Source organism: Sporosarcina sp. HYO08 (assembly GCF_001563475.1).
Lineage (GTDB): Bacteria > Bacillota > Bacilli > Bacillales_A > Planococcaceae > Sporosarcina.
Genome location: NZ_LPUT01000023.1, coordinates 279,902 through 304,702 on the forward strand (window position 1 = coordinate 279,902; position 24,801 = coordinate 304,702).

A 24,801-nucleotide genomic window follows, 5' to 3' on the forward strand; every position below is an offset into this window, starting at 1 on the left:
TTTAAGTACCACAAAATGTCCGGTAAGGCCCATCCGTCGACGGTGGCAATGTACAATAATCATCTTGCTCTTTCGTATACGCATAGGGATTTGACAAAGCTGCCAGTAAGTTTTCCATTACACTGTAATCTGCCTGTTCTACTGCCGCTTCGAGTGCTGCCTCAACACGGTGATTGCGCGGAATAATCGCTGGATTATGCTTTTTCATGAGCTGAAACACTTCGTCTTGCGTCCTTGATTGCCTTGTTAACCTTTCTTGCCATTTTTCATGCCAATGTTTAAACTGATCCGTCTCGAACAAGGGCATTCCCTCAAATTTTTCAATTGTTAAAGCACGAAAAGTGTTCGTAAAATCTGCTTCATTTTTTCGCATGAGATCAAGAAGGCTATCAACTAATAACGAATCCCCCTCTTCTTGATCTAATAGCCCCAATTTAGATCGCATCCCTGAAAGCCAATACCCCTGAAATATTTCAAAGTAATCCGACATCGTATCTTGTGCAATTCCAAGTCCTTTTTCCTCATTTTCATCCAATAAAGGAATGAGACTTTCCGCTAAACGCGCCAAATTCCACCCGCCGATATACGGTTGGTTGCCATACGCGTAGCGGCCATTCACATCGATTGAGCTAAACACTGTATCCGGATCGTACGTATCCATAAACGCGCAAGGTCCGTAGTCAATCGTTTCACCCGAAATCGTCATATTGTCGGTATTCATGACGCCGTGGATAAAACCGACAAGCTGCCATTTGGCAATTAACGATGCTTGTCTTTTCATCACTTCTTGTAAAAAAGATAAGTATGGGCTTTCATGTGATGCTACTTCGGGGTAGTGCCGTTCGATCGCATAATCCGCTAACGTACGAAGCTCTTCAATCGTCCCCCATTGCGCCGCAAATTGAAAAGTGCCGACGCGTAAATGGCTTGCCGCAATTCTTGTTAAAATAGCACCTTCCAATTCTGTTTCCCGAAAAACCGGTTCCCCAGTTGTCACAACTGCTAAACTTCGCGTCGTCGGAATGTTTAGCGCATGCATCGCTTCACTAATCATGTATTCCCGAAGCATCGGGCCAAGTGCAGCACGACCATCTCCGCCCCTCGAATAAGGCGTCCGGCCAGATCCTTTCAACTGCACATCAAATCGGTCTCCATCGGGTGTGATTTGCTCGCCAATGAGTAGCGCCCGTCCATCGCCAAGCATTGTAAAATGGCCAAATTGATGCCCAGCATAAGCTTGAGCAAGCGGCTCGGCATGCTGAGGTGCTTGACTACCTGCCAATATATCAATTTGTCCTTCCTCTTTTAAGGCTTGCGCATTTAATCCCAATGTCTTCGCCAATGATTCGTTAAATTTCACTAACTTTGGTGACGAAACTGGATGTAATTTCATTTTCGAATAAAATAGTGCAGGCAGTTCCGCATAGCTATTTTGCAAATGCCAGCCTGCTTTGTTTTGATTTTTTGTCATTTTTTCTCCTTTTGCCTAGATCTTAATTGTCGTTGTCTTTATTTTATCCCAATCCGCGATTAAAATTCTTAGTTGTGGCTTGAGAAATGATTTTACTAGAACAATAGGTGTTTTCATCACCCCACCCTTGCACCAAATTCATAAGATACAACATAAGTTCAAGATCGACAACTTGTCCTAGTTGTTGGTGGAAGGGGGTCTGACAGATGAATAAATCTTGGGGATTCTGGACTGGATGGCTTGGCATTATTTTAGCGGTAGCTGGATTGCTTTATGATCCTTTCTGGTTAGGCGGAGCAGCCGTCGTATTAGGTCTAGTTACTTTTGCATTTCCACAAAAAATGCTCGCTTGGTCGGCACTTGTGCTCGGATTAGTCGCATTCTTACTGCCATATATACACTAGCTCTATATAAAAAGGCCTGTTGTCTCTACTTTTGACAACAAGCCTTTTTCTATAGAAATAAAACTAGCAAGTTCATAAGAACCTAGATAAGTTCATAAGATAGTAGACAAGTACAAGATCGACAACTTGTCCAAGTTGTTACAAAAAAGGAGGTTCTGACAAATGATGAAGTCTTGGGGCTTCTGGACTGGATGGCTCGGCATTATGATGGCGGTATGCGGATTTTTCTTTGACCCCCAATTAGGCAGCGTTGCAATTATGTTAGGATTAGTCACTTTTATATTCCCGAAAAAAATACTTGCTTCGTCAGCACTTGTACTTGGAGTTGTTGTCCTCTTACTTCAACATATATAATAGCTTCTATACCGATGGAAAGGTCTGTTGTCTTTTACTTAGACAGCAAGCCTTTATTTTTTATGTGTCATGCAAGATTCCTTCGACAATAAAAGTATTATGTCAACACATTGAATCTCCTAATGTTAACCTCTTCTAAGATGTAGTTGACATATTTAACACGTTCATGAATAATGATAAATGTGTCAACTACTTATATATTTAGGTTAACCACCAAGGGAGAGGAATTCATATGACAGAATCTAGTACAAAACTACGTATGATGATTGTATCTGCACTATTTGCGGCCATTACTGGGGTATTGGCACAAGTGACTGTGCCCCTGCCGCTTGTTCCGATTACCGGACAAACATTAGCGATTGGCCTGGCCGCGACTATTTTGGGTGCTAGATACGGGACAGTATCGATTTTAATTTATTTAGCGCTAGGCGCAATTGGTATTCCAGTTTTCGCGCAAATGTCTGCTGGGATCGGTATTTTAGTAGGACCTACTGGGGGCTATTTAATTGGATTTATTCCTACAGCATTTATCATCGGTTATTATTTAGAGAAAACGAGCTTTTCTATGCTTCATGCGATGATCGCAAATGTCATTGGCATGTTTGTCGCATTGATATTTGGAACGGTTTGGTTAAAGATCGTAGCGGATTTATCTTGGACGGCTGCGTTCGCTGGTGGATTTTTGCCATTCATTATCGGTGGCTTTATTAAAGCATACTTGGCAGCGTGGGCGGGTATTGCTGTTCGAAATCGCTTGAAATCGACAAGCCTTTTAACAACTCGGGAAGCAGAAGCAAAATAATATTTTTATGTCATGCCATGTGCCGAATGATTGCATTCAGCTACATGGCTTTTTTATAATGGGGTTTTATAACTGAAACTAAACTGATCCTTTGAACGTCTACTAAATAGTCTTTTCATACAAGAGGTCTATTTAACTGGAGGAATACTTGTGAAACGTTCAGAAATAAAACAGATGAAAAAACGAAAAAAATGGCCATGGATTGTTCTTTTACTAGTCTTTGTTAGTTTTGGAGCCTATGCGCTAAGTTTTTATACGGAATTGTCTTCCACCTTAAAAAATATGCACAGTCCAATTGACCGTGAAGAATCAGACAAGCGAGCCAATGAGATCGAACTCGAAAACCAGCATCCCTTTTCAGTACTTGTATTAGGGGTTGATGAACGAGAAGGCGACAAAGGACGATCGGATACGATGATTGTCTTAACCGTTAATCCGAAGTTAAAATCTACAAAAATGGTCAGCATTCCACGGGATACGTATACTGAAATCGTCGGTTACGGCAAAAAAGATAAACTGAACCACGCCTTTGCATTTGGCGGGATTGAAATGTCTTTAGCATCGGTTGAAAATTTATTGGACATGCCCATTGATTATGTGGCAGAAATTAATATGGAAGGATTTCAAGATATCGTAGATGCAGTTGGCGGGATTAAAGTGGAAAATGCTTTTGATTTCACCCAAGATTCTATTCATTTCCCGGCTGGCACTATAACGTTAAATGGGAAAGAAGCATTGTCTTACATTCGCATGCGAAAAGGAGATCCAAACGGAGATTTTGGTCGCCAAGAACGGCAAAAGCAGGTTATTCAAGGCGTCTTGCATAAAGGTGCATCATTTAATAATTTATTGAAGTATCGCGGTATTTTTAATGCACTCGGAGACAATGTAAAAACAAATATGACGTTCGATGAAATGATGGAAGTTCAAAAAAGTTATCGGGCAGCTGCTGGTACAATCGACCAATTACATTTTGAAAAAGGACACGGCCAGCGCATGAACGGTCGAATTTGGTATTACATCATGGATGAGGCAGAATTGAATCAGATGTCGGATGAGTTGAAGCAGCATTTGGAATTGAACTAAAAATTCTCTTCGACGCTGCCGATCAGACACAAATCTTTGTGATAAGACGTTTTAGCGATCAAAATAATCCTGTTGAAGGGGTTTTTGCCCTCAACAGGATTATTTTGCATGGCAGAAAATCGCATGCTATTTAGTGAAACCATGTGTTCGAAGATTATAAAAAATAGGCAAAGGGGCAATACTGCGAACATCTATGTTTCGCAGGAGGAATCTGATATTGAATTCAACAGCAAACACCTTATCGGTTTTTGCCTTAGGCGGCATTAATGAAATTGGAAAAAATATGTATGTATTGCAATATGCAGATGACATCATAATCATCGACTGTGGTTCCAAATTTCCGGATGAAAGTCAATTAGGCATTGATTTAATCATCCAAGACATTGCCTATCTACAAGAAAATAAAGATAAAATCCGGGGTTTGGTCGTTACCCATGGACATGAAGACCATATCGGCGGGATTCCCTATCTATTGAAACAACTAAACATCCCTATTTATGCAAGCAAATTAACGTTGGGGTTAATCAGAATTAAATTAAAAGAGCATAAACTGCTTAGGGAATCGGAACTCGTAACGGTAAACAGCGATTCGACTCTTCACTTTGGGTCCATTACAACGACTTTTTTCAAAACAAATCATAGTATTCCCGATTGCCTCGGTATCGCTTTTGAAACGCCCGAAGGAATTGTGGTACATACGGGTGATTTTAAATTCGATTTAACACCGGTAAATGGTGAGTTACCCGATCTATATAAAATGGCTGCGCTTGGTAAAAAGGATGTTATCCTTTTATTATCAGAAAGTACGAATGCCGAACGTCCTGGTTTCTCACAATCGGAACGGATTGTCGGCGAGCATATTGAAGAGGAATTCCGCAAAGCGCATCGGAAAATTTTCATTTCAACTTTTGCGTCAAATGTAAACCGTGTGCAACAAATTATCGATGCCGCCATGAAGACCAATCGGAAAGTAGCTTTGCTTGGAAGAAGTATGGTGAATGTCGTTTCCGTAGCTGCTGACCTCGGCTATTTGACAATACCGGAAGGCATGTTAATAGAGGCCCAAGAAGTGAACCATATGGATCCCGAAAACGTTGTCGTGTTATGTACGGGCAGTCAAGGCGAACCGATGGCAGCTTTGGCGCGGCTTGCGAGCGGCTCTTTCCGGCAAGTTTCTGTTTCACCCGGGGATACCGTCATTTTCTCCGCAAGTCCGATTCCTGGAAATGAAAAAAGTGTTTCCCGCATCGTCGACAACTTATATCAATTAGGTGCAAATGTCATCTATGGTTCTGGAAGTGCGTCGGGCATGCACGTTTCGGGTCATGCCTTCCAGGAAGAATTACGGTTGATGCTCGCTTTAATGAAACCTAAATATTTCGTTCCGATACACGGTGAATTGAGAATGTTGCATCACCATAAAAGGCTGGCCGAATCCGTCGGGATCCAATCAGACAATATTTTTATTATTGAGAACGGAGATGTTGTTGATATTCTGGGCGGGGTTGCCCGCCAAACGCGGGATGTACAGTCGGGGAATATTTTTGTGGACGGATTCGGGATCGGCGAAGTCGGCAAAATTGTCATGCGTGACCGCAAGTTACTTTCCGAAGAAGGAATGCTTGTTGTCATCGTAACACTCGGAAAAAACCGAACACTTATTTCAGGTCCTGATACTTTTTCACGTGGGTTCGTATTTGACCCCGAGTCGAAAGATCTACTTAACGAAGTCAATGAAATGGTTACAAAAACGATCGAAGAATGGAAACAATCGACAGCCAACCAACGAAACTTAAAACGAAAAATCAAAAACACCGTCGAACAATTATTATACGTCAGAACCAAAAGAAGACCGATGATCCTACCATTCATTATCGAAATATAATAAGTGCCAGGCACCCGAAAAATCACGTTAATTCAATTTAACATGATTGTTTAAACAAACGTGAATGTCGAAACTTTCACGTTTGTTTTGGTGCCTGGCACCTTATTTTGCAGCTATAGATCGATTCCACTTATACAACTTCCAAATAAGTACAAGAAAGATGAAGTAACCGACTGAAGAGTAATATGAATTCCATTGATCACCAAGAGAAAGGAACCCATACTGCACTGCCTGCTCCTCTGCATAGGGTACAAAAGCGCAAAGGGCTATTGTAAAGATGAGCCGAAGCCAACTGGCCATCTTCCCTGCTACTAAAAGATAAATGAATGTGATGGATGGAATGAGTAATAGTGTAAATGCGATATTAATCGAAAAGATTTCGGGGAAGGGCCGGATGGAAAATGTGTAAAAGTTTTTTTCAACAAACCATAATTCCACATAAGTCCCTACTAATGCAGCGAAAAGAATTGCGAAGACATACGGTTGGACTCTACGGGAAAATTGCATTTTTGGCAATTGCCGCAAGTTCAAGTTTTTCGAGTGTTTCACAATAGTCACCTACGATCTTTCCATTAATGGTTGCGTTTTCCCTTAGTAAATAATGAATGACATGCCAGTGCTCAAACCAATCTCCCAGCTCCGCCTCCGGATGGATGACATTTTGCCATGCATACTCGAGTTTTGGACTATAAATTCGAGGGGAGCCCTTTCTCAAGCGGCATAATTTTAGCCGCCGCGAAAACGCATGTCCCGGCAATCTTTCGTGTAAATCATTAAAGACATCCGGCCAATAATCTTTTCTTGATCCCGTATGGGGATGCGTGATCGCCCATTGATACACTTTCTCGAACAGCTCCGGATCTTGAAACAACAGTTGGTACAATTCCTTTCCAAGTTGAATCCGCTCATGCAAAAATCCGAAATGGTGCAGTGTCAATCCCCTAAGTGATGCCCTTCTTAGCTCCTCCCCCTCCTTTGCGAATGGAAATAAAATATGATTGAATGATAAAAAATCTTGTAAAACAAACTCTACTGTCTGAAAAACTTTTTTCTTGTAGACTGGATTTTGAACGACCCGATTTTCTAAATAACTTTGTTCATTAATAATTAAAGCAATGGCAAGGATGGCAGGATCATGTTCCTTCCAAAAATAATTCCAGATCACTTCCATGAAAACCGAGACATTCAAATAAGATAAGAGATAAAACAAGTTGCGGTTTCGCATGACACTTTCTTCATACAATAAAAATTGCGGGTACGCATCTTGAAAAATGAGCCAGTTTCCCCTTTCCAAAAACGAAAAGAAATGAGTGCGGGACGATTCGGTCATTAATCTGGCAAGAAATTCTCCGCGTAAGTCTGTCATATTCCATCCGCCATTTCTCGAAACGATATGCCCAAGAAATGCCCAGTGAATGTCCGGCCAACAATTATAAAAATCAAGATACGCTTTCGTTCTTGTTACATTATTTACATTCAACTGTTCCGTTTTCAATCGAATCGTTTGCAGCAAATGCTGTTCGTGCAGCGGCAAATTTTGTTCCTCTGGCCGATTCGTGCGGTCCATCCGTTTCAGTTCATCTCTAATTTCCAGTAAGTGATCCGGCAGCCGTAATTTTCCCCTTATTTTCTTGATGAAATTAAGCACGATGCACCCCCGCCAAGTGCCAGGCACCCAAACCATCACGTTAATCCTATTAAACATGAAAGTTTCAACAAACGTGAATGTCGAAACTTTCACGTTTGTTTGGGTGCCGTGCACCTTCTTCTACTTTTTCTTCTCTGTTCCCGCCACAACTACCGCGGCGGATGCATCGCCGACGATATTGACAGTTGTACGCATCATGTCTAATACGCGATCGATTCCCGCGATGAGCGCAATGCCTTCAAGCGGCATATTTACTGAAGTGAGTACCATCGCTAACATAATCATGCCAGCACCCGGCACTCCCGCGGTTCCAATGCTTGCCAATATGGTGATTAAGACAACTGTAAGCAGTTGGACGAAAGTGAGTTCTAAACTGTAAAATTGCGCAATAAATATGACGGCTACTCCTTGGTAAATCGCTGTTCCATCCATATTGACAGTTGCCCCAAGCGGCAGGACGAAACTTGAAATTTTATTCGGGACGCCGAGATTTTCGTTTGTGTTTTTAATCGTTACCGGCAGCGTTCCCGCACTGCTTGCTGTACTAAAAGCAACGAGGGCGGCTGGTGAGATTCCTTTGAAAAACTTTAGCGGGCTCATTTTTCCCCATGTTTTCACGGCCATTGAATAAACGATTACTGCATGAAGAATACAGGCGATATAGACAGCTAAAATGACTTTTAAGAGCGGTAATAAAACCGATAAACCGTATTGACCGATCACCGGTGCAAGCAATCCCAGAATCCCGATTGGTGCAACTTTCATGACAATGCCTGTAATTTTAAACATCACTTCCGCAAATCCTTCAAAAAAGCGATAGACCGGCTGCGCTTTTTCCCCTACAAATGTAATAGCCAGCCCGATGAATAAAGCGAAGAAAATGATTTGCAAAATACTTCCCGCAGCCAAAGCCGCGAATGGATTTTCCGGAATGATATTCAAAATTGTCGTAATCGTACTTTGCGGTTCTTGCGCTGCCGCTTCGGGAACAGCCAACCCTTCTGTTGACATCGTAACCCCTTTACCCGGCCCGATGGAAAATGCAACAGCCAATCCGATGATAATCGCGATGGCTGTCGTCCCCAAATAATAGACAACTGTTTTGATGCCCATCCGACCCAATTGCTTCGGATCTGAAGTTCCCGCGACCCCGACAACAAGTGTGGACAAGATAAGCGGCGCAATAATAAATTTGATCAATCGTAAAAACAAATCACCAAGAGGCTTTAGAAAATTGATGGAGCTGCCAAATAGACTTCCAAGTATAATGGCCAAGACAAACGCGATAAAAATTTGCGTTACAAGATTAAACCTAATCTTCATGTCCTTTTCCCTCCCCTATTTTTCCTCCTTTTTCCCCCTACTCCATCCTATACAAATTAGGCAGTCGGCATGAATGAAAATCTCTTCTATATTAATCTATTCGTCTTCGGGCAGATCAGACATGCATTGATGCGGTCTTTTCATATAACAGGTATTTCAGATACAACATTCCTTCCCGACGTGGTACAATGCTCCTACTATAAGAGTCATAATTTCTTTCACTTTAATGGGGATTCCATGCCTTTCAATTTCGGTGAAAAGCAGGAACAGGGCGTTTATCCGGGATTGGAAAAACCTTCCAACACCGGATTCTTTCGCCTAATTGCTTTATTCGTTGTAGATGTAAAGAGAGGCATTGTGAAATTGTATGGTGAAAACAACCTAATCAATTCCCCCTTAACTATCACTCACTACTCATTGACTTAATCTGATTCTAAAGGTCCAGACTCGTTCATTCCCAATCTATGATATAATATGCCCTAAATTAACCGATGACTTGTACAACTAAGGAGGATTCTATGCTTACCAAATTTAAAAACAAGCGGAAATTAAATCATTATTTAGAGCAAGAAAAACATTCCTATCCTGATATTTTTGAGAATTCACCAGATATACTTTTATTTGTTGTAGATTTATATGGCACCATTGTAAAATTTCGCGGGGGGAGCCCGCTAGTCAAAGACGTTTTCAATCGGCTCGTCGGCAAACCGTATAAGAAGTTCGTTCACCCCGAGGATGTTGCCCAAGTAGATGCTTACTTCAATGAAGTATTGGGCGGCGAAGCTAAATATGTGGAGTATCGCATGACAGGTCTAGATGGCGATTTTATACCAATTGACGTTACACTCGTTCCAATTCGACTAGAAAATGATGAAATCATTGGATTATACGGCCTAACGCGGAATATTACTGATAGAAGAGATTTGAATCACAGCTTACAAACATCGCAGGAAAGATTTCAATCTTTATTAAATCACGCCGAAGAAATTATTTGTATTCTAAACAGAGAAGGTAATATCTTATTTGCCAGTGCAGCGACTGAAAAAATACTCGGTTATACCGCGGATGGGCATCTTGGGAAGAATTATGCCCACCTCGTACATACGGATGATCTTTCACTAGCCAACCGGAAGCTTGATAATATTATGAAGCGACCGAACAAAACAACAGAAATCGAATTACGCCTAAAACATAAAAATGGTGAATGGCGAGACTTTAAAATAAGCATAAAAAATCTACTTCACAATGCAAGCGTGAATGGCATCGTTTGCAACCTCCAGGACATAACGAGAATCAAAAAACAACAACGAGAAATTCACTATATGGCTTATCACGATTATTTAACGGAGTTGCCGAATCGGAGAGCTTTTGAAGAACGGTTAAATTTAGAAATACGGCTCGCCAATGTTGACGATCGTAAATTTGCTGTCTTATTCCTGAACTTAGACGGATTTAAATATTTGAATGATTCGCTAGGGCATAAAATTGGTGATTTATTGTTAATTGAAATTGCCCGAAACCTACATCGTCATTGCTCGCAATCTATTGAAATGCTCGCAAGAATTGATGGTGATGAGTTTGCCATTTTAACGACACCTCTCCACGATGACAAGATGATCGAAAAAATCGCTAAAGAGGTATTGCAATTTTTCGAGCAGTCCATTCAAATAAAAGATTATAATCTTTTTATCACGGCATCAATCGGCATTGGGATTTATCCCGAGTCTGGAAATGATGCAAATACGCTTATAAAAAATACAGATTTAGCATTGTATCTCGCGGAGAAAAAAGGAAGTCATCATTATCAAATCTTTTCTCCGACAACCGATATTGCTACGCATAAAATTTTTTCATTGCGAAATGATCTGCAACAAGCGTTACATAACAATGAATTCATTGTTCATTATCAACCGATTGTCCATCCAGTGACAAATGAAATTGGAAGTGTAGAGGCGCTTCTTCGTTGGGATCATCCAAAATGGGGAATTGTTCCTCCGAATGAATTCATTCCGCTCGCGGAAGAATCGGGATTGATCATCCCTATTGGCGAATGGATTATTCGAACGGTGTGCGAAAACTTGAAAGAGTGGCATAAAAAGGGATATTTCATACAAGCTTCTGTCAATTTATCAGCTGCGCAGTTTTTCAATGAAAATTTAGTGGATACTATTATCCAAATTTTGGAAGAGCACGAACTAGATCCCAAATGGTTAAATGTTGAAATTACTGAAAGTGTTATGTTAGAACAACAAGAAAATAAGATTAAGAAAATCGCTAAATTACGTACACTTGGCATCCAAGTATCCCTCGATGATTTTGGCACGGGCTATGCCTCTTATAGAAGCTTAAAAGAAATAAAACCTAATATTGTAAAGTTGGACAAATCTTTCGTTAAAGAGCTTCCTAATGATCAGGAAAGTGTTGAAATTGTCACTTCCATTGTCCAATTGGCGAAAAAGCTTTCTATTATTGTTGTTGCTGAAGGTGTTGAAACGGCCGAGCAGCTTGCATTTTTATCGAATTTACAATGCGATTGGGTGCAAGGATATTTGTTCAGCAGGCCTGTGTCAGAAGATCAGCTGTTAACTTTATTGAAGGGACCGTCGATTTCTGAAAACCTTGTTCAAAACACGACGGAAAGAAGAAAATATTTTAGAATTGAATTTCAATACCCATTGGAATGTTCGATGACTATATCGGAGTTGAATGGAAAAAAAGTTCAATTAGGACGTACTAACGTATTAATCGAAAATATTGGACCTGGTGGATTACGATTCCTATCAAATATTAAACTGCCCGCAAAAGAAGACCTCACCTTACAATTCAAAATGTCAATTTTGGGGAATGAATTGGTATTACATGGGAAGATCATTCATACATCAGAAATAGATGATGTCTACCGATACGGCATCCAATTTATTTTGAAAGAAAAACGGAGAGAATTGTTAATTAAAAAGCTTAATCAATTTCAACTGCGTCTCGAAAACAGTCCCGTGCCCGCAGATCATTTATTTGTAACAGATCGCGTGGATCATTACTTTAATAAGTTGTAAAAAAGTGAAAGGGCTGTCCTGGAAGTGCCTGGCTCTTCATTTTAGGACAGCCTTTTCCCTTTTAAAATTTCTCACGCTTTATTCGGCCCAAATACTCGCCTCTCGTCCGACGGAGCCTCCCCTTGTAACCTTTTTTCCAATGACTGCCGCCAACTCTCTGCCAACAGTTCACATGAAGCAAGATCGCTAGCCAGTTTCCTATCGTCTTTACGCACATACATCACTTCATTGCACGCGGCAATCGTCCATTTCGGATAAGGACGTTCGATTAACTCCAACCGTTCGCCCCGCCGGATCGCACCTTCCTTTAAAACGCGGAAATACCATCCAGTCCTTCCGCTGTCTTGGATCCTTAACGCCAAATCGACCACTCGAAATCTTCTTGCCGGTTTCCAGCAAGGTCGTCTCGGTTGGGATACTTGGATAAGGGCATCTCCTAATTGATAAATATCCCCAATACAGACAGTCGATTCGGCCATGTCGTGTACGGCCAGATTTTCACCCATAGCCCCCATATCAATCGTTTCCAACTTCAACTCTTTTTTCCAATCGGCATAATGCTTCGCTGGATAGGCAAACACAGCTTTTTCCGGACCGCCATGGTTGATTTTGTCCGCTACCTCATCCCCTTCGAGTGCTGTTTTCCCCAACCAAACCCGCTCATTCTTTTCAGTCTTAAACATTCCGCTTTCCCATTGTCGATCCATACGATCCTTGGCATTTGGATCACCCAATTGCTTTACTTTTCCCGTGAATATTTTTAGTACATGTGGTTGCATCATTTTCATATCCCCCCGCAATTCGTTGATTGGCCGCTAAAAATCAACCCAAATAATGGTCAAACAATAAATAACCCATATAAAATGAAAACAATGATAACACTGCAAATACAACCGTTTCCACTGCCCCGCCAGTTTTGGCAGTCAATGGAAAACGAACAGTAAATCGAATCGGATACAACAATTGAATCCCATTTTTAGTAGCCATGTCTAACAAATAATGACTTGCCATTCCGACTAAAAATCCGCCGCGCAAGGATTCATTCGGTACATACATATTCAATAGGAAGGCGACAGTGACTAAAAATAATAAGCTATGCGTAAAGGTGCGATGCCCAAATAGCTTATTGACGAGCTTTGATAAGAGCGGTAATTTCCTGCCAATTGTACTACCGCTATGGCAAATGTCCGGCAGCAACGCCCCAGCCACCCCGGCTCCTAATGTACTAATTGGATCATAGTGATAGAAATGGGCAAAAGCAAGACTTGCTGCGATCCCGCCTACGATGTGTGTTTTTCCTCTCATGCTTTCTTCCTTTTCTAGAGTTTTTTCCCCTTTAACTAAGGGGAATATGTATGATTATACCAGTTCCAAAAGTATTTTCGTGAAAATGCAATTGTCATACCAAAAAGCCCATTCACAGCCAAGCGATCGAAGCGCCATACAGCTACGAATGGACTAAATCCGCGTTACCTTGAACTTTTCAAATAAAATATCCCACCACTCAACACTTCAATTTTTATTTTCGTTTCATATTGTTGATCAATCGCTTCTTTTTCAATTTCATAACACTCCGGTCGATCTTCCATCCCTTCATAAAAATATTCCAGGATCTGCCTTTCCTTTTTTCTTCTTAATTTTGCTTCTTCCATCCATGTGTGATCATCTTGTTCGATGATGTTTTCAATCACCATATCCAATCGATCCAATGCCCGAATCGGTTGAATAATTGGCGGCGGATAAAAAGTATTTTCTTGCATAGTCGCACTTAAGTCAATGTCCTGTATAGATTCATGAAAGCCATCAATGACTTTCCCTGTCATTAAATGAATGCCCAATGAATAAAGTTTTTCGGTCATTTGATTACTCGAATAGGATACTTTATAATTCACACCTAACCACGGTGCTAACATTGCTTTGGAATCCAATGGATCTACTTCATACATTTGAACAAACGACCCTTTTTCTTTCGTTACTTGAAACAGTTGATTCAGCCGCGGGGAACCGAAATGGACAACTTCTCCTTTGATGTCTTCCACTAATTTATTTTTATCGGTGATCAATGTAAGCTGCGCCGGACGAGGTTCCTCATTCGTACTTTCTTGGTATTTCCAATAAAAGGGCCTATTCATAATTCTTTTATCCATTTCAATCGTTAATTGAACGCAGATGAAATGGTCATGCCTACTTAAAATCGGGCAATTATTTTCTTTGAAAAATTGATGTAAATAATCATGAATTTGTTGGGGATACATGCGCATGAAACCTCCTTTCTTCTCCAACTATTATGCCTGAGACAAAATATCATCCAGTTCCCCCACTACTTTTTCAAAAACATCGATTTTTTCATAAAGCAAATCTAATATATGATCTTCAATTGTATGTTGAACTGCTAAATTATAAATATGAACGTCATGTTCTTGCCCTAATCGGTGAACACGTCCAATCCGCTGTTCTAACTTCATTGGATTCCAAGGCAGATCATAATTAATGACGTGATGGCAAAATTGTAAGTTGATCCCTTCGCTGCCGGATTCCGTCGCAATGAGCACTTGTGCTTTTTCTTTAAATAATTGCTTCATCCACTCACGTTTACTTTTATTAAACTGCCCATTGAAAGGAACACTTGTAATGCCTTTTTTTTGTAAAAACCACTGCAAATATGTTTGAGTTGCCCGATATTCGGTAAAAATAATAACCTTGTCGTTTACTTCAGAAATAATTTCGAAAGCCTTTTCCGCTTTCGAGTTACGATCTAATTCATTCATTTGTTGAATAATGGCATCTATATAAGACAGATCCTCTTCATTCGCACATTTTTGACGCATTTTCGTTAACGTGACAAATGCAGCTTCCTTACTGCTGCACATTTCCCTTTGAAGCGTAATCATGGAAAATGCATCCGAAAAAACTGGCGACACATTTTTTAGATCTGAAATCATATCGTAAATGGCTTTTTCTTTGTCCGAAAAATCGATCGGCAGTATTTGCACGCGGCGATTCGTCCATTCTATCCCTGTATCCTGTCTTCTATTTCGAACCATTACTTGATTGACCAATTCTTTTAAAAACTCATCATGTTCCACATGACGTTTACTCGCGGAAAAGTAGGATTGGAACGCTTCGTAATTCCCCAAATGACCTGGTTTCAGTAATGAAATCAAATAAAATAATTCAAACACATCGTTTTGAACAGGCGTTGCCGTTAACAATAAACAAAATTTTTTCTTTAAATGTTGGACAAACTCATAGCTTTTCGTTTTATGGTTTTTTAATTTATGTGCCTCGTCAATAATGATCAAATCATACGCCTGCTCATAAATTTTCTCCATATGCGGACTTCGTTTCGCTGTATCTAGACTCATGACGACAATATCACAAGCGTTCAAATCATAATTTTTCTTATATTGGATCGCAGGGATATAAAATTTCTGATTTAATTCTTCAATCCATTGGGTCACAAGCGAAGCTGGCGCCAAAATCAACGCTTTTTTCACAAGCCCTCTTATTAAATATTCTTTTAAAATTAAACCCGCTTCAATTGTTTTCCCGAGCCCTACTTCATCCCCAAGAATCGCTTTGCCATTCATCCGTTCGATGACTGTTTCCGCGGCTTCCAATTGGTGCTTAAGCGGCGTTAAATTCGGCAAATATTTAGTACATTGAAGACCATAGAAATCTGTGATCAAGTTTGCTTTGACTGCCTCGTAATGCATTTTATACAATGTCCAACTATCCCATGCTTCACGATTTTCCAACCTTTCCACTAATCCATCTTTCCATCCAGACGACCTTTCAATGATCATAAATATCACCTCACGCAACTGTTTTGTACGATTAAGATGCCCCAAAATGAAGTTCCTATGTTTATTTTTTGAATCATCATTGAATGTTATAATATGAGTGTAAGCATACTAGAACAGAAAAGAGGATGGTCATATGCTGAAAAAATTCGCTTCAGACGCATTAGGATTATCGGATATCGGTAAAATCATTGGTCCAGAAGACTATGACAAAACAGATGCAGATGATTATATTCGACATGAAGACAATGAAAAAATTTATTTTTTGATCAAGACAAAAGCGGATGAATATTGCTTTACGAACATCGCCTTCATCCATGTTGATGGGGAAAATGCGATCTCTTCGAAACGCGTGCTAAAACGTTATCCTTATTCACAATATCAGTTCACCAATGTATTTTTGGAAACGGCGGGAAGAGTAGATTTAGATGTTGAAATCAAGTTCACTTTAGGCGATCAGTCATACAGCATTGATGTCGACAAAAAGCAGCTGGATCAATTAAAGGATCTATACAAAGCATTGGTCTATATCTCAGAAAAAGTCTACGACAACAACATACTATTTGACATGGCGACACAAAGTTTGGATAAAGCTGTAACAGTGTTGCAAAACGCAAGACCGTCTGACATTCAATTGGCCGACCAGTATAAACAATTGACCGAATTTAGTTTCTCTTGGCTATCATCGGCCCGCTCCCAATACCATGTGATAGACTTTGGCGATGTGTTTGAGAAATATATCAACAATTGAAACTGAAAAAGAAGTACCTAGTTCTGCAAATATGCCGAACTAGGTATCTTTTGTTTATAAAAAGACTGCCCGATCTGTCGATGAAAACCGACGATAAGACAGTCTCTTCCATTACATATGATAATTAGCTAAACTCACTATAACGAACACCTTTTGGGTCAATCTCTTCTAAGTATTGAATCTCTTCGTCCGTCACTCGCGGAAATTCATGGAATTCCTGATGTTTTTCAATCGGAAATCCTGTATTCTCAATGACATCTTCAATCTTTGCTGTCGGCAATAAAGAATACAGTTTAAGCTGATTGTCTTGTTCGGATTTTTTGAAAATAGCAAGCGGTGTAACGACAAATTCCGTATTGCCCGATGCCGTGACAACGTCTAGCTTGTCGACAAGCGCCCGTTTATCATGCGTTGTTTTCCATAAAATCCCCCGTTTTACCGTTGGAAGAAGTGCCGCACTGCCCGCTCCGCCCGGCAAACGGACTTTTGGCTTCTCAAACGATCCAATGGCACTTAAATTCAACCGGCCGGCGCCATCAATTTGCGCGCCGCTTAAAAAAGCAACATCCAACGCACCGCGTGCCGATAAGTCAAAGATGTCAGCTAATGTGAAAGGTGCAAGGGCGCCTTCAGCTAATGACGCATCCGCTGTCGAAACGCTTGAATAGTCCGTTGGCACTGCATCCACTCCACCCGCGATGCTGACATAAACAGCATTTTTAGCATGTAACTTTTTCGCAAGTTGAATGGCAATAGCCGGCATCGGAGAAGCAACACCATGGAAAACGCGCTCACCGTCGTTGATCAATCGCGCCATTGCAACCGTTATATAATCAGCGGGCTTCAAATTAGACATGGGAAGCCACTCCTTTCACTTTTTCTAAGTAACTTTCAGGATCTTGCAAGTAACGCGTCACTTCATCCTCATCAATCGAATATAATGATCCGCAGCTTCCAGGCGCTGCGCCCTTTTCTGCAAGTACAACCGTTTCCACAAGGAATCCTGGTACTTGAGGTGTCACTTTCCACTCAGTCGAATCAATGATTTTTTCAGCTGTAATAATGACCCGCGCCGCTGCTTTCACCATGATCAAATCTTCAAAGGCTGCACCGTCGATATACGCATTTCCCTTTTCATCAGCTATGCTTACATGGATAACTGTAATATCCGGACGTAGTGCTTCCACAACCGCCGTTTCTTTATTCGTAAACGGACAAGTTACATTTCGAACCAATCCCGTCAACTCCGGCAGTTCACTTCCTTGGAACCCATTGATTGGCTGGAACGGCACACCGTAAATACTTGCCCGTAGTCCCGCGATAACACTGGCACAAGCGTGTTCATGGACGATGATTTCTTCGTTTTGAACGCCTTTCCGGTAATTTTGCGCCAAACCGAGCATCTCAAAGCCGATATACCCTGCATAAACCGAACGAATCGATTTTGCTAAAGCAAGCAGGTCAATATCTAATGCACCGGCTGTTTTAATTACAGAGAGTTCTTTTTTCCCTTGACGAACCAGCTCGCGAACAAAAGAAAGCGGAGATCGATGTAAAGCATTTCCCCCAAGCGCAAGGAGCGAACCATCTTGAATGGAAGCGACCGCTTCCTGTAAAGTTTTTTGTTTTGTCATGTAAATTCCTCCATTCCGACTATTTTTCTAGTGCTCTATGCAATCACAACTCCGTCCGGATCAAGTGAACGCAATGTCGTAAGCTCTTCATCTGTCGGTTTTGTGACATACGTCCAATCTTTCGAGATGGCAATTGGGAAACTGCTATTCTCTTGGACTTCTTCTAGCGTGTGTCCTTCAAATAAATGCAACAACGTCATTTTTTTCGTTTCCTTATCAAATCCATAAACCCCTAACTGTGTAATGACGCGATAAGGCCCTGTATTTGCCGGCAAACCTGCTTTCTCTCGTTCACCTGGACCTGTGAAATAGCCTGGGCTCGTGAGGAAATCCAGCTCCTTGACAAATTTCTTTCGATCCTGCCCGATAATGACAATCGTTTTTTCGCAGAGTGACGCTAAATCCGCTCCGCCGCCAGAACCAGGAAGTCTGACTTTCGGCTTTTCCCAATCCCCAATAACCGTTGTATTCAAGTTTCCGTATTGATCGATTTGCGCGCCGCCTAGAAATCCATATTGGATCCAACCTGCTTGTGCCAGACTCATGACGTAATCCATCGACCCAACTGTCACGCCGTTTTCATACGTTAACGATTCGCTTACTTGAATCGGCAATCTTCCGGTTGGTTTCCCGCCAACGCCGCCGCCTTCATAGACGAGCAACAGATCGGGCGCATGTGTATTCAACGCTAATACGGAAGCAAGAAGCGGCATACCTGTTCCGACAAATACTGCTCCGTCCGCAGGCAATAACCGCGCTGCGGCAACAATCATTTTTTCTGTTTCGTTGGCCATTATTTCCCTCTCCTTCTCGCCACTTTTGGATATGGCGCCAATTTCTTTTCAATTTTCTCAAGTTCACGGAGAACACGTACGCCCCCGATTTTTTCTAAATAGGCATAATGGTCTTTCGTTCCGTAGACGTATGTATTAAAGTATTGTTCAACATCCTCATCGGTCAGCGAAGCATCCAGCCACTCCTGCCAATGTGTTTCGTCAAACGAATAGAGGCCAGGTACTTGGTTGGGATGGGAGCCGTATGGTACTTCGACAACCGCATCGACGACAAAATAAGGAATTTTCGTCAATGCTGGATCCTGTTGAATCACTTCATCATGAATAATTTCTTCAGCGGTAATGATGACAAATTTACCTGCATGGGCAAGTTCGATATCCTCTGCAATATTCCCGTCAATTTGGCAGTTGCCATAGCGATCTGCACGATGTACATGAATGATGACAACATCCGGATAGCAAGCTGGCAATAATTCTACTGGTTCATTGGTAAATGGATCTATAATCGTTTTTGAACCGCTATAGTGCAGTGTATCTGTACCTAGCGACGAACGCGTTGGATAAAAGGATAATCCTTTCATGGCAGCGGTAAACCGCCATTGGAACCCTGCATTCGTTGTTTCTGATAACACTTTGAGACGCCCGGACTCAGCCGCCGCCCGTGCAGGTCTTGAGAGGCCACGCACTTCATCTCCAAACCCATAAGCTACTTCGGCCTTCGTTACATTTCCTGCTGCCGCAAGCAATTGCCAATCATGCTGTGATCCTTTTGTGCCGATTGTTAAATCCCCAATTTTTTGACGAATGATCTCATGAACTGCCGCAATCGGATTTCGTACGGAACCCATCCCCCCGAAAGCGATATAATCTCCGTCCTTCACACCACGGGACACCGCTTCAGCGAGCGTTGTTCGTTTATCTTTTTTGGCAAAAGATTTATGTTTTTTTCTGTATTCCCTCATTGTATCCGGGTGTTCCCATCCGTAAAGCCTCGATGACACTTCTTCTGTTCGTACCGTCATATCTTTTTTCCTCCTTTATCTCCGATCGACTGCTTTTGCAGATCGATCCCCAACATATTGAATGAGCTGTACAAGAATAATTAAAATGACAACGGTAACGAGCATAATTTCATTTTGGAAACGGTAATAGCCAAATCGAATGGCCAAGTCTCCAATACCGCCGCCGCCAACCATCCCGGCCATTGCCGAATAACTCAACAAGCTAATGACTGTCACCGTTAATCCCGCAATCATGCCTGATCTTGCTTCCGGTAAAAGTACTTCCTTAATGATGAGCCACGGAGAAGCGCCGCATGATTCGGCTGCTTCAATAACCCCTTTGTCGATTTCGCGCAATGATGTTTCCACTAAACGTGCGTAAAATGGGATGGCTGCCACAGTGAGCGATATACTTGCGGCAGTCGGCCCAGTTGTCGTGCCAAGAATAAGCTTCGTCACAGGGATGAGCACAACAAGTAAGATGATAAATGGCAATGAACGAATAATATTAATCGCAGTGCCCGCAATATTTTGCACTGCCCGATTTTGCCAAAACATCCCTTCACTTGTCGCGAACAAACCAATGCCAAGAGGGACGCCAATGAGAATGGCAAAAACGACCGCAATCCCCATCATCCAAGACGTTTCAACAAAAGCTTTTCCAAATTCATTGATCATCTCAAGCGGCATTTGCTAGCACCTCCAATTGATTCGTTCGTGTTGTCATATAGTCGATCGCTTTTTGTCTTTCTGATGCCTCGCCGTTAATCTCAACGATGAGTGTGCCTAATGGACGATCTTGTATATAAGTGATCTGTCCGTGAAGAATATTCACGGACACTTTGAATTTTTCCAATGTTTCCGAGAGAACGCCTTCCTCTGCCGACTCCCCCCGAAAAACGATTTGAATAATGGGTCCCTTCCGGCCAGCAAGTAACCGTTCTGGTAACACTAAAGAATGGACCGTTTGAACAAATTGCTTTGTCAATGAAGTCTTCGGATCTGCGAATAGATCATAGACGTCCCCAGATTCAACAACTTGCCCGTTTTCCATCACTGCAATCCGATGGCAAATCTCTTTCACGACTTCCATTTCATGCGTAATGAGGACAATTGTGATGCCTAGTTTCTGATTGATTTTTTTCAATAGATTTAAAATGGAAACCGTCGTCGTTGGATCAAGGGCAGATGTTGCTTCATCACAAAGCAACACTTTCGGTTCATTCGCTAATGCGCGCGCAATCCCGACACGTTGCTTTTGCCCGCCTGACAATTGGGATGGATAATGATCCGCGCGATCCGAAAGGCCGACCATCTCAAGCAATTCCAATACCCGCACCCGAATTTCATCTTTCGTTTTACGTGCAGCCTTCAATGAAAATGCGACGTTTTCAAAAACGGTTTTCGAACTAATTAGATGGAAATGTTGAAAGATCATGCCAACCTTTAGCCGCTCTTTCCGCACTTCTTTTTTCGTTAAGGATGTAATTTCTTTTCCATCGATGTAGATCTGCCCTGTTGTAGGCTTTTCCAATAAGTTCAAGCAACGCAGCAAAGTACTTTTGCCCGCGCCGCTATACCCAATGATCCCGAAAATTTCACCTTGACGAATGTTCAAATTGACATGATCTACAGCAGTCACTTCTTTGTATTGTTTGGTCACATTCACAATATCAATCATCGGCAATCACTCCTTCTCAAGCTGATAAGCAGGCTTTACATACCCTTTTGAATTTTCGTTCGTATATTGTAAAAATTCGTCGGATTCATAAGCAGCCTTCAACGCTTTCGCAAAAGGTTTTTCTGCATCTTCTTTACGGATTGTCATGTAAATTAAGAAATCCTCAGGCGTTTTTTCCACATCAACCGCCTCTTCCAGTTTCAATCCGGACGCAAGCGCAAAATTTCCATTGACGAAAGCAAAGTCAGCATCACTTAAGGAACGTGGTGTAGCCGCAGCATCTAATGGCTGCACTTTTAAATTGTACTTATTTTCAATAATGTCTTTCTCAGAAGCTGTCGTCTGTTCAACGTCAGGGTTTACCTTAATCCAACCGTAACCTTCCAACATGTGCAGCGATCTTGCCAAGTTCGTCGGATCATTTGGCAATGTGACGGTCATACCTTCCTTCACATCGTCCAACGATGTATGCTTCTCAGAATATAATGCGATCGGAGCTGTTGGCACCGCAAACGCCGGATCAAGATCCATCCCGTGGCTGTCGTTGAAATTCGTTAAATAAATGCGATTTTGAAATAGATTTGCATCAATATCTTTTTCATCCAATGCCTTATTCGGCTGAATATAGTCATTAAATTCGACGATTTGCACTTTATAGCCGTCCGCTTCCAATAATGGAATAATCCCTTCTTTCAACTGATCACTATAAGGACCGGCAGTCGCTCCGATCTTAATTTTCTTTTCATCGTCTGCGGATGCATTTCCACAAGCCGCTAAAAGAAATGCACTGACAACAACTAACAACAAACTTGTGATGATTTTCTTCATGTTCTTTTCCCCCTAATTTTTTTATGCTTATAAAAAATGACCCCTAACCAAAGTTAGAGGTCATTGCATGTCAAAGCATGTATGCAAAACCTCTCATAGATCAGACTCCTAAAGAATCTGCTGGAATTGGCACCGTTTGAACAAGTTCAATGGTTGCCGAGGTATCAAAGGGCCAGTCCCTCAACCTCTCTTTATAAGAGTTTTTAGTCATTTAATTATTTTCTTGAAACTTACATTAAACCAATAATTCCTATTTGTCAACTAAGTCTTTAATATTTAATAGAGTAGTAGCTCACTTCTTCGCAGGGACTATCGATTTCCAATTCTCGCGGATGAATGGTGCTCTGCCCGATTCTTCTTTAAAAACTGCATACTGATCAGGATTTTTTTGATAATAATCTTGATGATACTCTTCTGCAAGATAGAATGTTGTCGCTGGTTCAATCGTCGTTACGATTGGCTTTGAAAAACGATCGCTTTCAATTAACGCTTGTTTTGATTGTTCCGCGATTTTCCTTTGCTCCTCGCTATGGTAAAAAATGACGGTTCGATAAGAGGATCCGCGACTGCGAAATTGCCCCTCTGCATCCGTCGGATCAATTTGCTGCCAATAAATTTCAACGAGTTGCTCATATGGAAAAATAGTAGGATCGTATGTAATTTGCACTGCTTCCGTATGACCGGTGATTCCCGCACGCACCTCTTCATACGTTGGATTTTCTGTTGTTCCGCCAATATAACCTGAAACAACCTTTTCAATTCCCGGTTGTGTATCAAACGGTTGCACCATACACCAGAAACACCCCCCTGCAAATGTTGCGATTTCGTAATGATTGTTTTTTCTTTCAGCCATCTACATCATTCCCCCATTTCTTATTAAATAAAAAGGCAACCTCTTAAACTAATAAGAGGTTGCCCATATCTACTCCACGATGTGTGCAAAACCTCTTATCTGTCAGATTTTCAAAGAAATCTGCTGGAATTGGCACCGTTTGAACAAGTTCAATGGTTGCCGAGGCATCAAAGGGCCAGTCCCTCCGCCTCTCTTCATAAGAGTTTCAAATATTTTGTTGATATTCATACTAGTCTTTAAATTGCGTGATGTCAATAGACTTTTGCAGCAAATACAAGATATGTTAGGCATAATTTGAAATGGATCATCCAACTAAATAGCTATATTCTTTCTTACCTTCATTGTCCCAAATGACCTTTTCCAAGACCAAATACGCTAAAATCCCCCCGAAAAAACAATTGCAAATAATATTGATCCAAATGGGTTAAGGACACTAAAATTGAAAAGCTCAAATTAAACCAAGTGTATTCAGAAAAACGAGCACAATCGTCAACGGCACGACCCACTTCATTAAAAGTGTATGATGTAAAATGATCATTCAGTGATTATAACTTCGTTCGCAAATCCCAAAGTTCTGGGAAGAAGCGATGATCCAATACTTGTTTCAAATAATTAACACCCGATGAACCCCCTGTTCCTACTTTAAATCCAATAATCCTTTCCACTGTTTTCGCATGACGGAATCGCCATTGCTGCAGCCAGTCTTCTACATCGACCAATTTTTCAGCAAGCTGATATAAATCCCAATACTTATTCACATCGCGATAAACTTCTTCCCAAGCAGCTGCAACAGTTGGGTCTCCGCCGTACGTCTCTGAATAATCGCGCGTCAGCAAATCCGGATTAATCGAAAAGCCGGCCCGTGCAAGTGATTTGATCGCAACGTCATAAATACTTGGTGCATCAAAAGCTTGTTTAAGGGTTTCATGAACTTTTTGATCTTTCTCGTAAATTTTTAATATGTGACTTGTTTTATAACCTAATGCAAATTCAATTAATCGATATTGATACGATTGAAAACCCGATGCCTGACCAAGGGAATCGCGGAACTCCAAATACTCGGCAGGCGTCATCGTCGATAAAACATCCCATGCCTGAATAATTTGAGACTGAATTTTCGTCACACGTGCCAACATTTTAAAGGCTGATTGCATTTCCCCCGCTTCAATCGCTTGAATCGCCGCTGTCAATTCATGGAGAACAAGTTTCATCCACAACTCGCTTACTTGGTGAATAATGATAAACAGCATTTCATCGTGGTGGCCTGAAAGTCTTTTTTGGCTTGATAAGATAGAATCTAGGCTTAAATATTCGCCATAAGTCATTTTATTCTTAAAATCGGTATGAATATTTTTTTCCGCTTCAAGCTTTTTATGAAGATCTGCAATTGACTTATTCAATGCTATTTCCTCCTTTAATTTTGAGCATCT

Annotated in this window: 24 protein-coding genes and 2 riboswitches; of the genes, 7 read left to right on the forward strand and 17 right to left on the reverse strand. The window is 41.3% G+C overall.

What is annotated here, in order from left to right; translation table 11 throughout:
- Position 1: 1 nt before the first annotated feature.
- Positions 2-1,471, reverse strand: coding sequence for a YdiU family protein (locus tag AU377_RS08370; protein ID WP_067406850.1), 1,470 nt, complete (start codon positions 1,469-1,471; stop codon positions 2-4).
- A gap of 206 nt (positions 1,472-1,677) precedes the next feature.
- Between AU377_RS08370 and AU377_RS08375 the strand changes: the two genes are divergently transcribed.
- From AU377_RS08375 to AU377_RS08395, 5 genes are all read left to right on the forward strand, one after another.
- Positions 1,678-1,875: a hypothetical protein gene (locus AU377_RS08375; RefSeq protein WP_067406853.1), complete on the forward strand. Its 198-nt coding sequence runs from the start codon at positions 1,678-1,680 to the stop codon at positions 1,873-1,875.
- A gap of 162 nt (positions 1,876-2,037) precedes the next feature.
- A complete protein-coding gene (locus AU377_RS08380; RefSeq protein ID WP_067406856.1) occupies positions 2,038-2,229 on the forward strand; it encodes a hypothetical protein in 192 nt (63 codons plus the stop codon).
- Positions 2,230-2,461: 232 nt separating this feature from the next.
- Positions 2,462-3,031 carry a biotin transporter BioY gene (locus AU377_RS08385; protein ID WP_067406859.1) on the forward strand — a complete coding sequence of 190 codons (570 nt, stop codon included), beginning with the start codon at positions 2,462-2,464 and terminating at the stop codon, positions 3,029-3,031.
- 150 nt (positions 3,032-3,181) lie between these two features.
- Positions 3,182-4,117 carry an LCP family protein gene (locus AU377_RS08390; protein WP_067406862.1) on the forward strand — a complete coding sequence of 312 codons (936 nt, stop codon included), beginning with the start codon at positions 3,182-3,184 and terminating at the stop codon, positions 4,115-4,117.
- Between the two features lie 217 nt (positions 4,118-4,334).
- A complete protein-coding gene (locus tag AU377_RS08395) occupies positions 4,335-6,002 on the forward strand; it encodes a ribonuclease J (protein ID WP_067406864.1) in 1,668 nt (555 codons plus the stop codon).
- Positions 6,003-6,104: 102 nt separating this feature from the next.
- Here the strand turns inward: AU377_RS08395 and AU377_RS08400 are convergent, their stop codons facing one another.
- The 3 genes from AU377_RS08400 to AU377_RS08410 all read right to left on the reverse strand — a co-directional run bounded on the left by AU377_RS08400 (position 6,105) and on the right by AU377_RS08410 (position 8,973).
- Positions 6,105-6,440, reverse strand: coding sequence for a CBO0543 family protein (locus AU377_RS08400; protein ID WP_067406866.1), 336 nt, complete (start codon positions 6,438-6,440; stop codon positions 6,105-6,107).
- Between the two features lie 52 nt (positions 6,441-6,492).
- Positions 6,493-7,650 (reverse strand): DUF2515 family protein, encoded by a 1,158-nt coding sequence (locus AU377_RS08405; RefSeq protein ID WP_253724431.1) that lies wholly within the window; start codon positions 7,648-7,650, stop codon positions 6,493-6,495.
- Positions 7,651-7,770: 120 nt separating this feature from the next.
- The gene (locus AU377_RS08410) at positions 7,771-8,973 is read right to left on the reverse strand and encodes a dicarboxylate/amino acid:cation symporter (RefSeq protein ID WP_067406869.1); all 1,203 of its coding nucleotides are present in this window, start codon (positions 8,971-8,973) and stop codon (positions 7,771-7,773) included.
- 518 nt (positions 8,974-9,491) lie between these two features.
- On the opposite strand from AU377_RS08410, the gene AU377_RS08420 reads away from it, so the two are divergent.
- Positions 9,492-12,026 (forward strand): EAL domain-containing protein, encoded by a 2,535-nt coding sequence (locus tag AU377_RS08420; RefSeq protein WP_172794040.1) that lies wholly within the window; start codon positions 9,492-9,494, stop codon positions 12,024-12,026.
- Positions 12,027-12,097: 71 nt separating this feature from the next.
- Here AU377_RS08420 and AU377_RS08425 read toward each other — a convergent pair whose 3' ends face one another.
- The 4 genes from AU377_RS08425 to AU377_RS08440 form a co-directional block, all read right to left on the reverse strand.
- On the reverse strand, positions 12,098-12,808 hold the full coding sequence (locus AU377_RS08425) for an MOSC domain-containing protein (protein WP_067406875.1): 711 nt from the start codon (positions 12,806-12,808) through the stop codon (positions 12,098-12,100).
- Between the two features lie 40 nt (positions 12,809-12,848).
- Positions 12,849-13,331, reverse strand: a complete 483-nt coding sequence (locus AU377_RS08430) for a metal-dependent hydrolase (RefSeq protein WP_067406878.1) — start codon at positions 13,329-13,331, stop codon at positions 12,849-12,851.
- A gap of 164 nt (positions 13,332-13,495) precedes the next feature.
- Entirely contained in the window at positions 13,496-14,281 is a 786-nt protein-coding gene (locus AU377_RS08435) for a YqhG family protein (RefSeq protein WP_067406881.1), read from the reverse strand.
- Positions 14,282-14,311: 30 nt separating this feature from the next.
- Positions 14,312-15,832 (reverse strand): DEAD/DEAH box helicase, encoded by a 1,521-nt coding sequence (locus AU377_RS08440; protein ID WP_082731977.1) that lies wholly within the window; start codon positions 15,830-15,832, stop codon positions 14,312-14,314.
- A gap of 133 nt (positions 15,833-15,965) precedes the next feature.
- Here AU377_RS08440 and AU377_RS08445 point away from each other — a divergent pair, with 133 nt between their 5' ends.
- A complete protein-coding gene (locus tag AU377_RS08445) occupies positions 15,966-16,580 on the forward strand; it encodes a PH domain-containing protein (protein WP_067406882.1) in 615 nt (204 codons plus the stop codon).
- 124 nt (positions 16,581-16,704) lie between these two features.
- Here the strand turns inward: AU377_RS08445 and AU377_RS08450 are convergent, their stop codons facing one another.
- From AU377_RS08450 to kynA, 9 genes are all read right to left on the reverse strand, one after another.
- Positions 16,705-17,436, reverse strand: a complete 732-nt coding sequence (locus AU377_RS08450; RefSeq protein ID WP_067406883.1) for a CoA-transferase subunit beta — start codon at positions 17,434-17,436, stop codon at positions 16,705-16,707.
- Entirely contained in the window at positions 17,429-18,214 is a 786-nt protein-coding gene (locus tag AU377_RS08455) for a CoA transferase subunit A (protein ID WP_067406885.1), read from the reverse strand. Before AU377_RS08455 ends, AU377_RS08450 begins: the two co-directional genes overlap by 8 nt.
- Before the next feature lie 35 nt (positions 18,215-18,249).
- Positions 18,250-19,008 carry a CoA-transferase subunit beta gene (locus AU377_RS08460; protein ID WP_067406886.1) on the reverse strand — a complete coding sequence of 253 codons (759 nt, stop codon included), beginning with the start codon at positions 19,006-19,008 and terminating at the stop codon, positions 18,250-18,252.
- The gene (locus tag AU377_RS08465; protein WP_067406888.1) at positions 19,008-20,030 is read right to left on the reverse strand and encodes a CoA transferase subunit A; all 1,023 of its coding nucleotides are present in this window, start codon (positions 20,028-20,030) and stop codon (positions 19,008-19,010) included. Before AU377_RS08465 ends, AU377_RS08460 begins: the two co-directional genes overlap by 1 nt.
- A gap of 15 nt (positions 20,031-20,045) precedes the next feature.
- Positions 20,046-20,699, reverse strand: coding sequence for a methionine ABC transporter permease (locus AU377_RS08470; protein ID WP_067406891.1), 654 nt, complete (start codon positions 20,697-20,699; stop codon positions 20,046-20,048).
- Positions 20,689-21,690 carry a methionine ABC transporter ATP-binding protein gene (locus AU377_RS08475; protein ID WP_067406895.1) on the reverse strand — a complete coding sequence of 334 codons (1,002 nt, stop codon included), beginning with the start codon at positions 21,688-21,690 and terminating at the stop codon, positions 20,689-20,691. Before AU377_RS08475 ends, AU377_RS08470 begins: the two co-directional genes overlap by 11 nt.
- 6 nt (positions 21,691-21,696) lie before the next feature.
- The gene (locus AU377_RS08480) at positions 21,697-22,518 is read right to left on the reverse strand and encodes a MetQ/NlpA family ABC transporter substrate-binding protein (protein WP_067406898.1); all 822 of its coding nucleotides are present in this window, start codon (positions 22,516-22,518) and stop codon (positions 21,697-21,699) included.
- 90 nt (positions 22,519-22,608) lie between these two features.
- Positions 22,609-22,718: riboswitch (SAM riboswitch) on the reverse strand.
- A 92-nt stretch (positions 22,719-22,810) separates the two neighbouring features.
- Positions 22,811-23,371 carry a peptide-methionine (S)-S-oxide reductase MsrA gene (gene msrA, locus AU377_RS08485; protein ID WP_067406900.1) on the reverse strand — a complete coding sequence of 187 codons (561 nt, stop codon included), beginning with the start codon at positions 23,369-23,371 and terminating at the stop codon, positions 22,811-22,813.
- A 92-nt stretch (positions 23,372-23,463) separates the two neighbouring features.
- A riboswitch (SAM riboswitch) is annotated at positions 23,464-23,574 on the reverse strand.
- A 342-nt stretch (positions 23,575-23,916) separates the two neighbouring features.
- Positions 23,917-24,771, reverse strand: coding sequence for a tryptophan 2,3-dioxygenase (gene kynA / locus AU377_RS08490; RefSeq protein WP_082731978.1), 855 nt, complete (start codon positions 24,769-24,771; stop codon positions 23,917-23,919).
- Between the last annotated feature and the right edge of the window lie 30 nt (positions 24,772-24,801).

Bases quoted from the DNA above. Each gene is read 5' to 3' on its own strand.
- AU377_RS08370 (WP_067406850.1), bottom strand. From the start codon at position 1,471: ATGACAAAAAATCAAAACAAAGCAGGCTGGCATTTGCAAAATAGCTAT.
- AU377_RS08375 (WP_067406853.1), top strand. From the start codon at position 1,678: ATGAATAAATCTTGGGGATTCTGGACTGGATGGCTTGGCATTATTTTA.
- AU377_RS08380 (WP_067406856.1), top strand. From the start codon at position 2,038: ATGATGAAGTCTTGGGGCTTCTGGACTGGATGGCTCGGCATTATGATG.
- AU377_RS08385 (WP_067406859.1), top strand. From the start codon at position 2,462: ATGACAGAATCTAGTACAAAACTACGTATGATGATTGTATCTGCACTA.
- AU377_RS08410 (WP_067406869.1), bottom strand. From the start codon at position 8,973: ATGAAGATTAGGTTTAATCTTGTAACGCAAATTTTTATCGCGTTTGTC.
- AU377_RS08420 (WP_172794040.1), top strand. From the start codon at position 9,492: ATGCTTACCAAATTTAAAAACAAGCGGAAATTAAATCATTATTTAGAG.
- AU377_RS08425 (WP_067406875.1), bottom strand. From the start codon at position 12,808: ATGATGCAACCACATGTACTAAAAATATTCACGGGAAAAGTAAAGCAA.
- AU377_RS08430 (WP_067406878.1), bottom strand. From the start codon at position 13,331: ATGAGAGGAAAAACACACATCGTAGGCGGGATCGCAGCAAGTCTTGCT.
- AU377_RS08435 (WP_067406881.1), bottom strand. From the start codon at position 14,281: ATGTATCCCCAACAAATTCATGATTATTTACATCAATTTTTCAAAGAA.
- AU377_RS08440 (WP_082731977.1), bottom strand. From the start codon at position 15,832: ATGATCATTGAAAGGTCGTCTGGATGGAAAGATGGATTAGTGGAAAGG.
- AU377_RS08445 (WP_067406882.1), top strand. From the start codon at position 15,966: ATGCTGAAAAAATTCGCTTCAGACGCATTAGGATTATCGGATATCGGT.
- AU377_RS08450 (WP_067406883.1), bottom strand. From the start codon at position 17,436: ATGTCTAATTTGAAGCCCGCTGATTATATAACGGTTGCAATGGCGCGA.
- AU377_RS08455 (WP_067406885.1), bottom strand. From the start codon at position 18,214: ATGACAAAACAAAAAACTTTACAGGAAGCGGTCGCTTCCATTCAAGAT.
- AU377_RS08460 (WP_067406886.1), bottom strand. From the start codon at position 19,008: ATGGCCAACGAAACAGAAAAAATGATTGTTGCCGCAGCGCGGTTATTG.
- AU377_RS08465 (WP_067406888.1), bottom strand. From the start codon at position 20,030: ATGACGGTACGAACAGAAGAAGTGTCATCGAGGCTTTACGGATGGGAA.
- AU377_RS08470 (WP_067406891.1), bottom strand. From the start codon at position 20,699: ATGCCGCTTGAGATGATCAATGAATTTGGAAAAGCTTTTGTTGAAACG.
- AU377_RS08475 (WP_067406895.1), bottom strand. From the start codon at position 21,690: ATGATTGATATTGTGAATGTGACCAAACAATACAAAGAAGTGACTGCT.
- AU377_RS08480 (WP_067406898.1), bottom strand. From the start codon at position 22,518: ATGAAGAAAATCATCACAAGTTTGTTGTTAGTTGTTGTCAGTGCATTT.
- msrA (WP_067406900.1), bottom strand. From the start codon at position 23,371: ATGGCTGAAAGAAAAAACAATCATTACGAAATCGCAACATTTGCAGGG.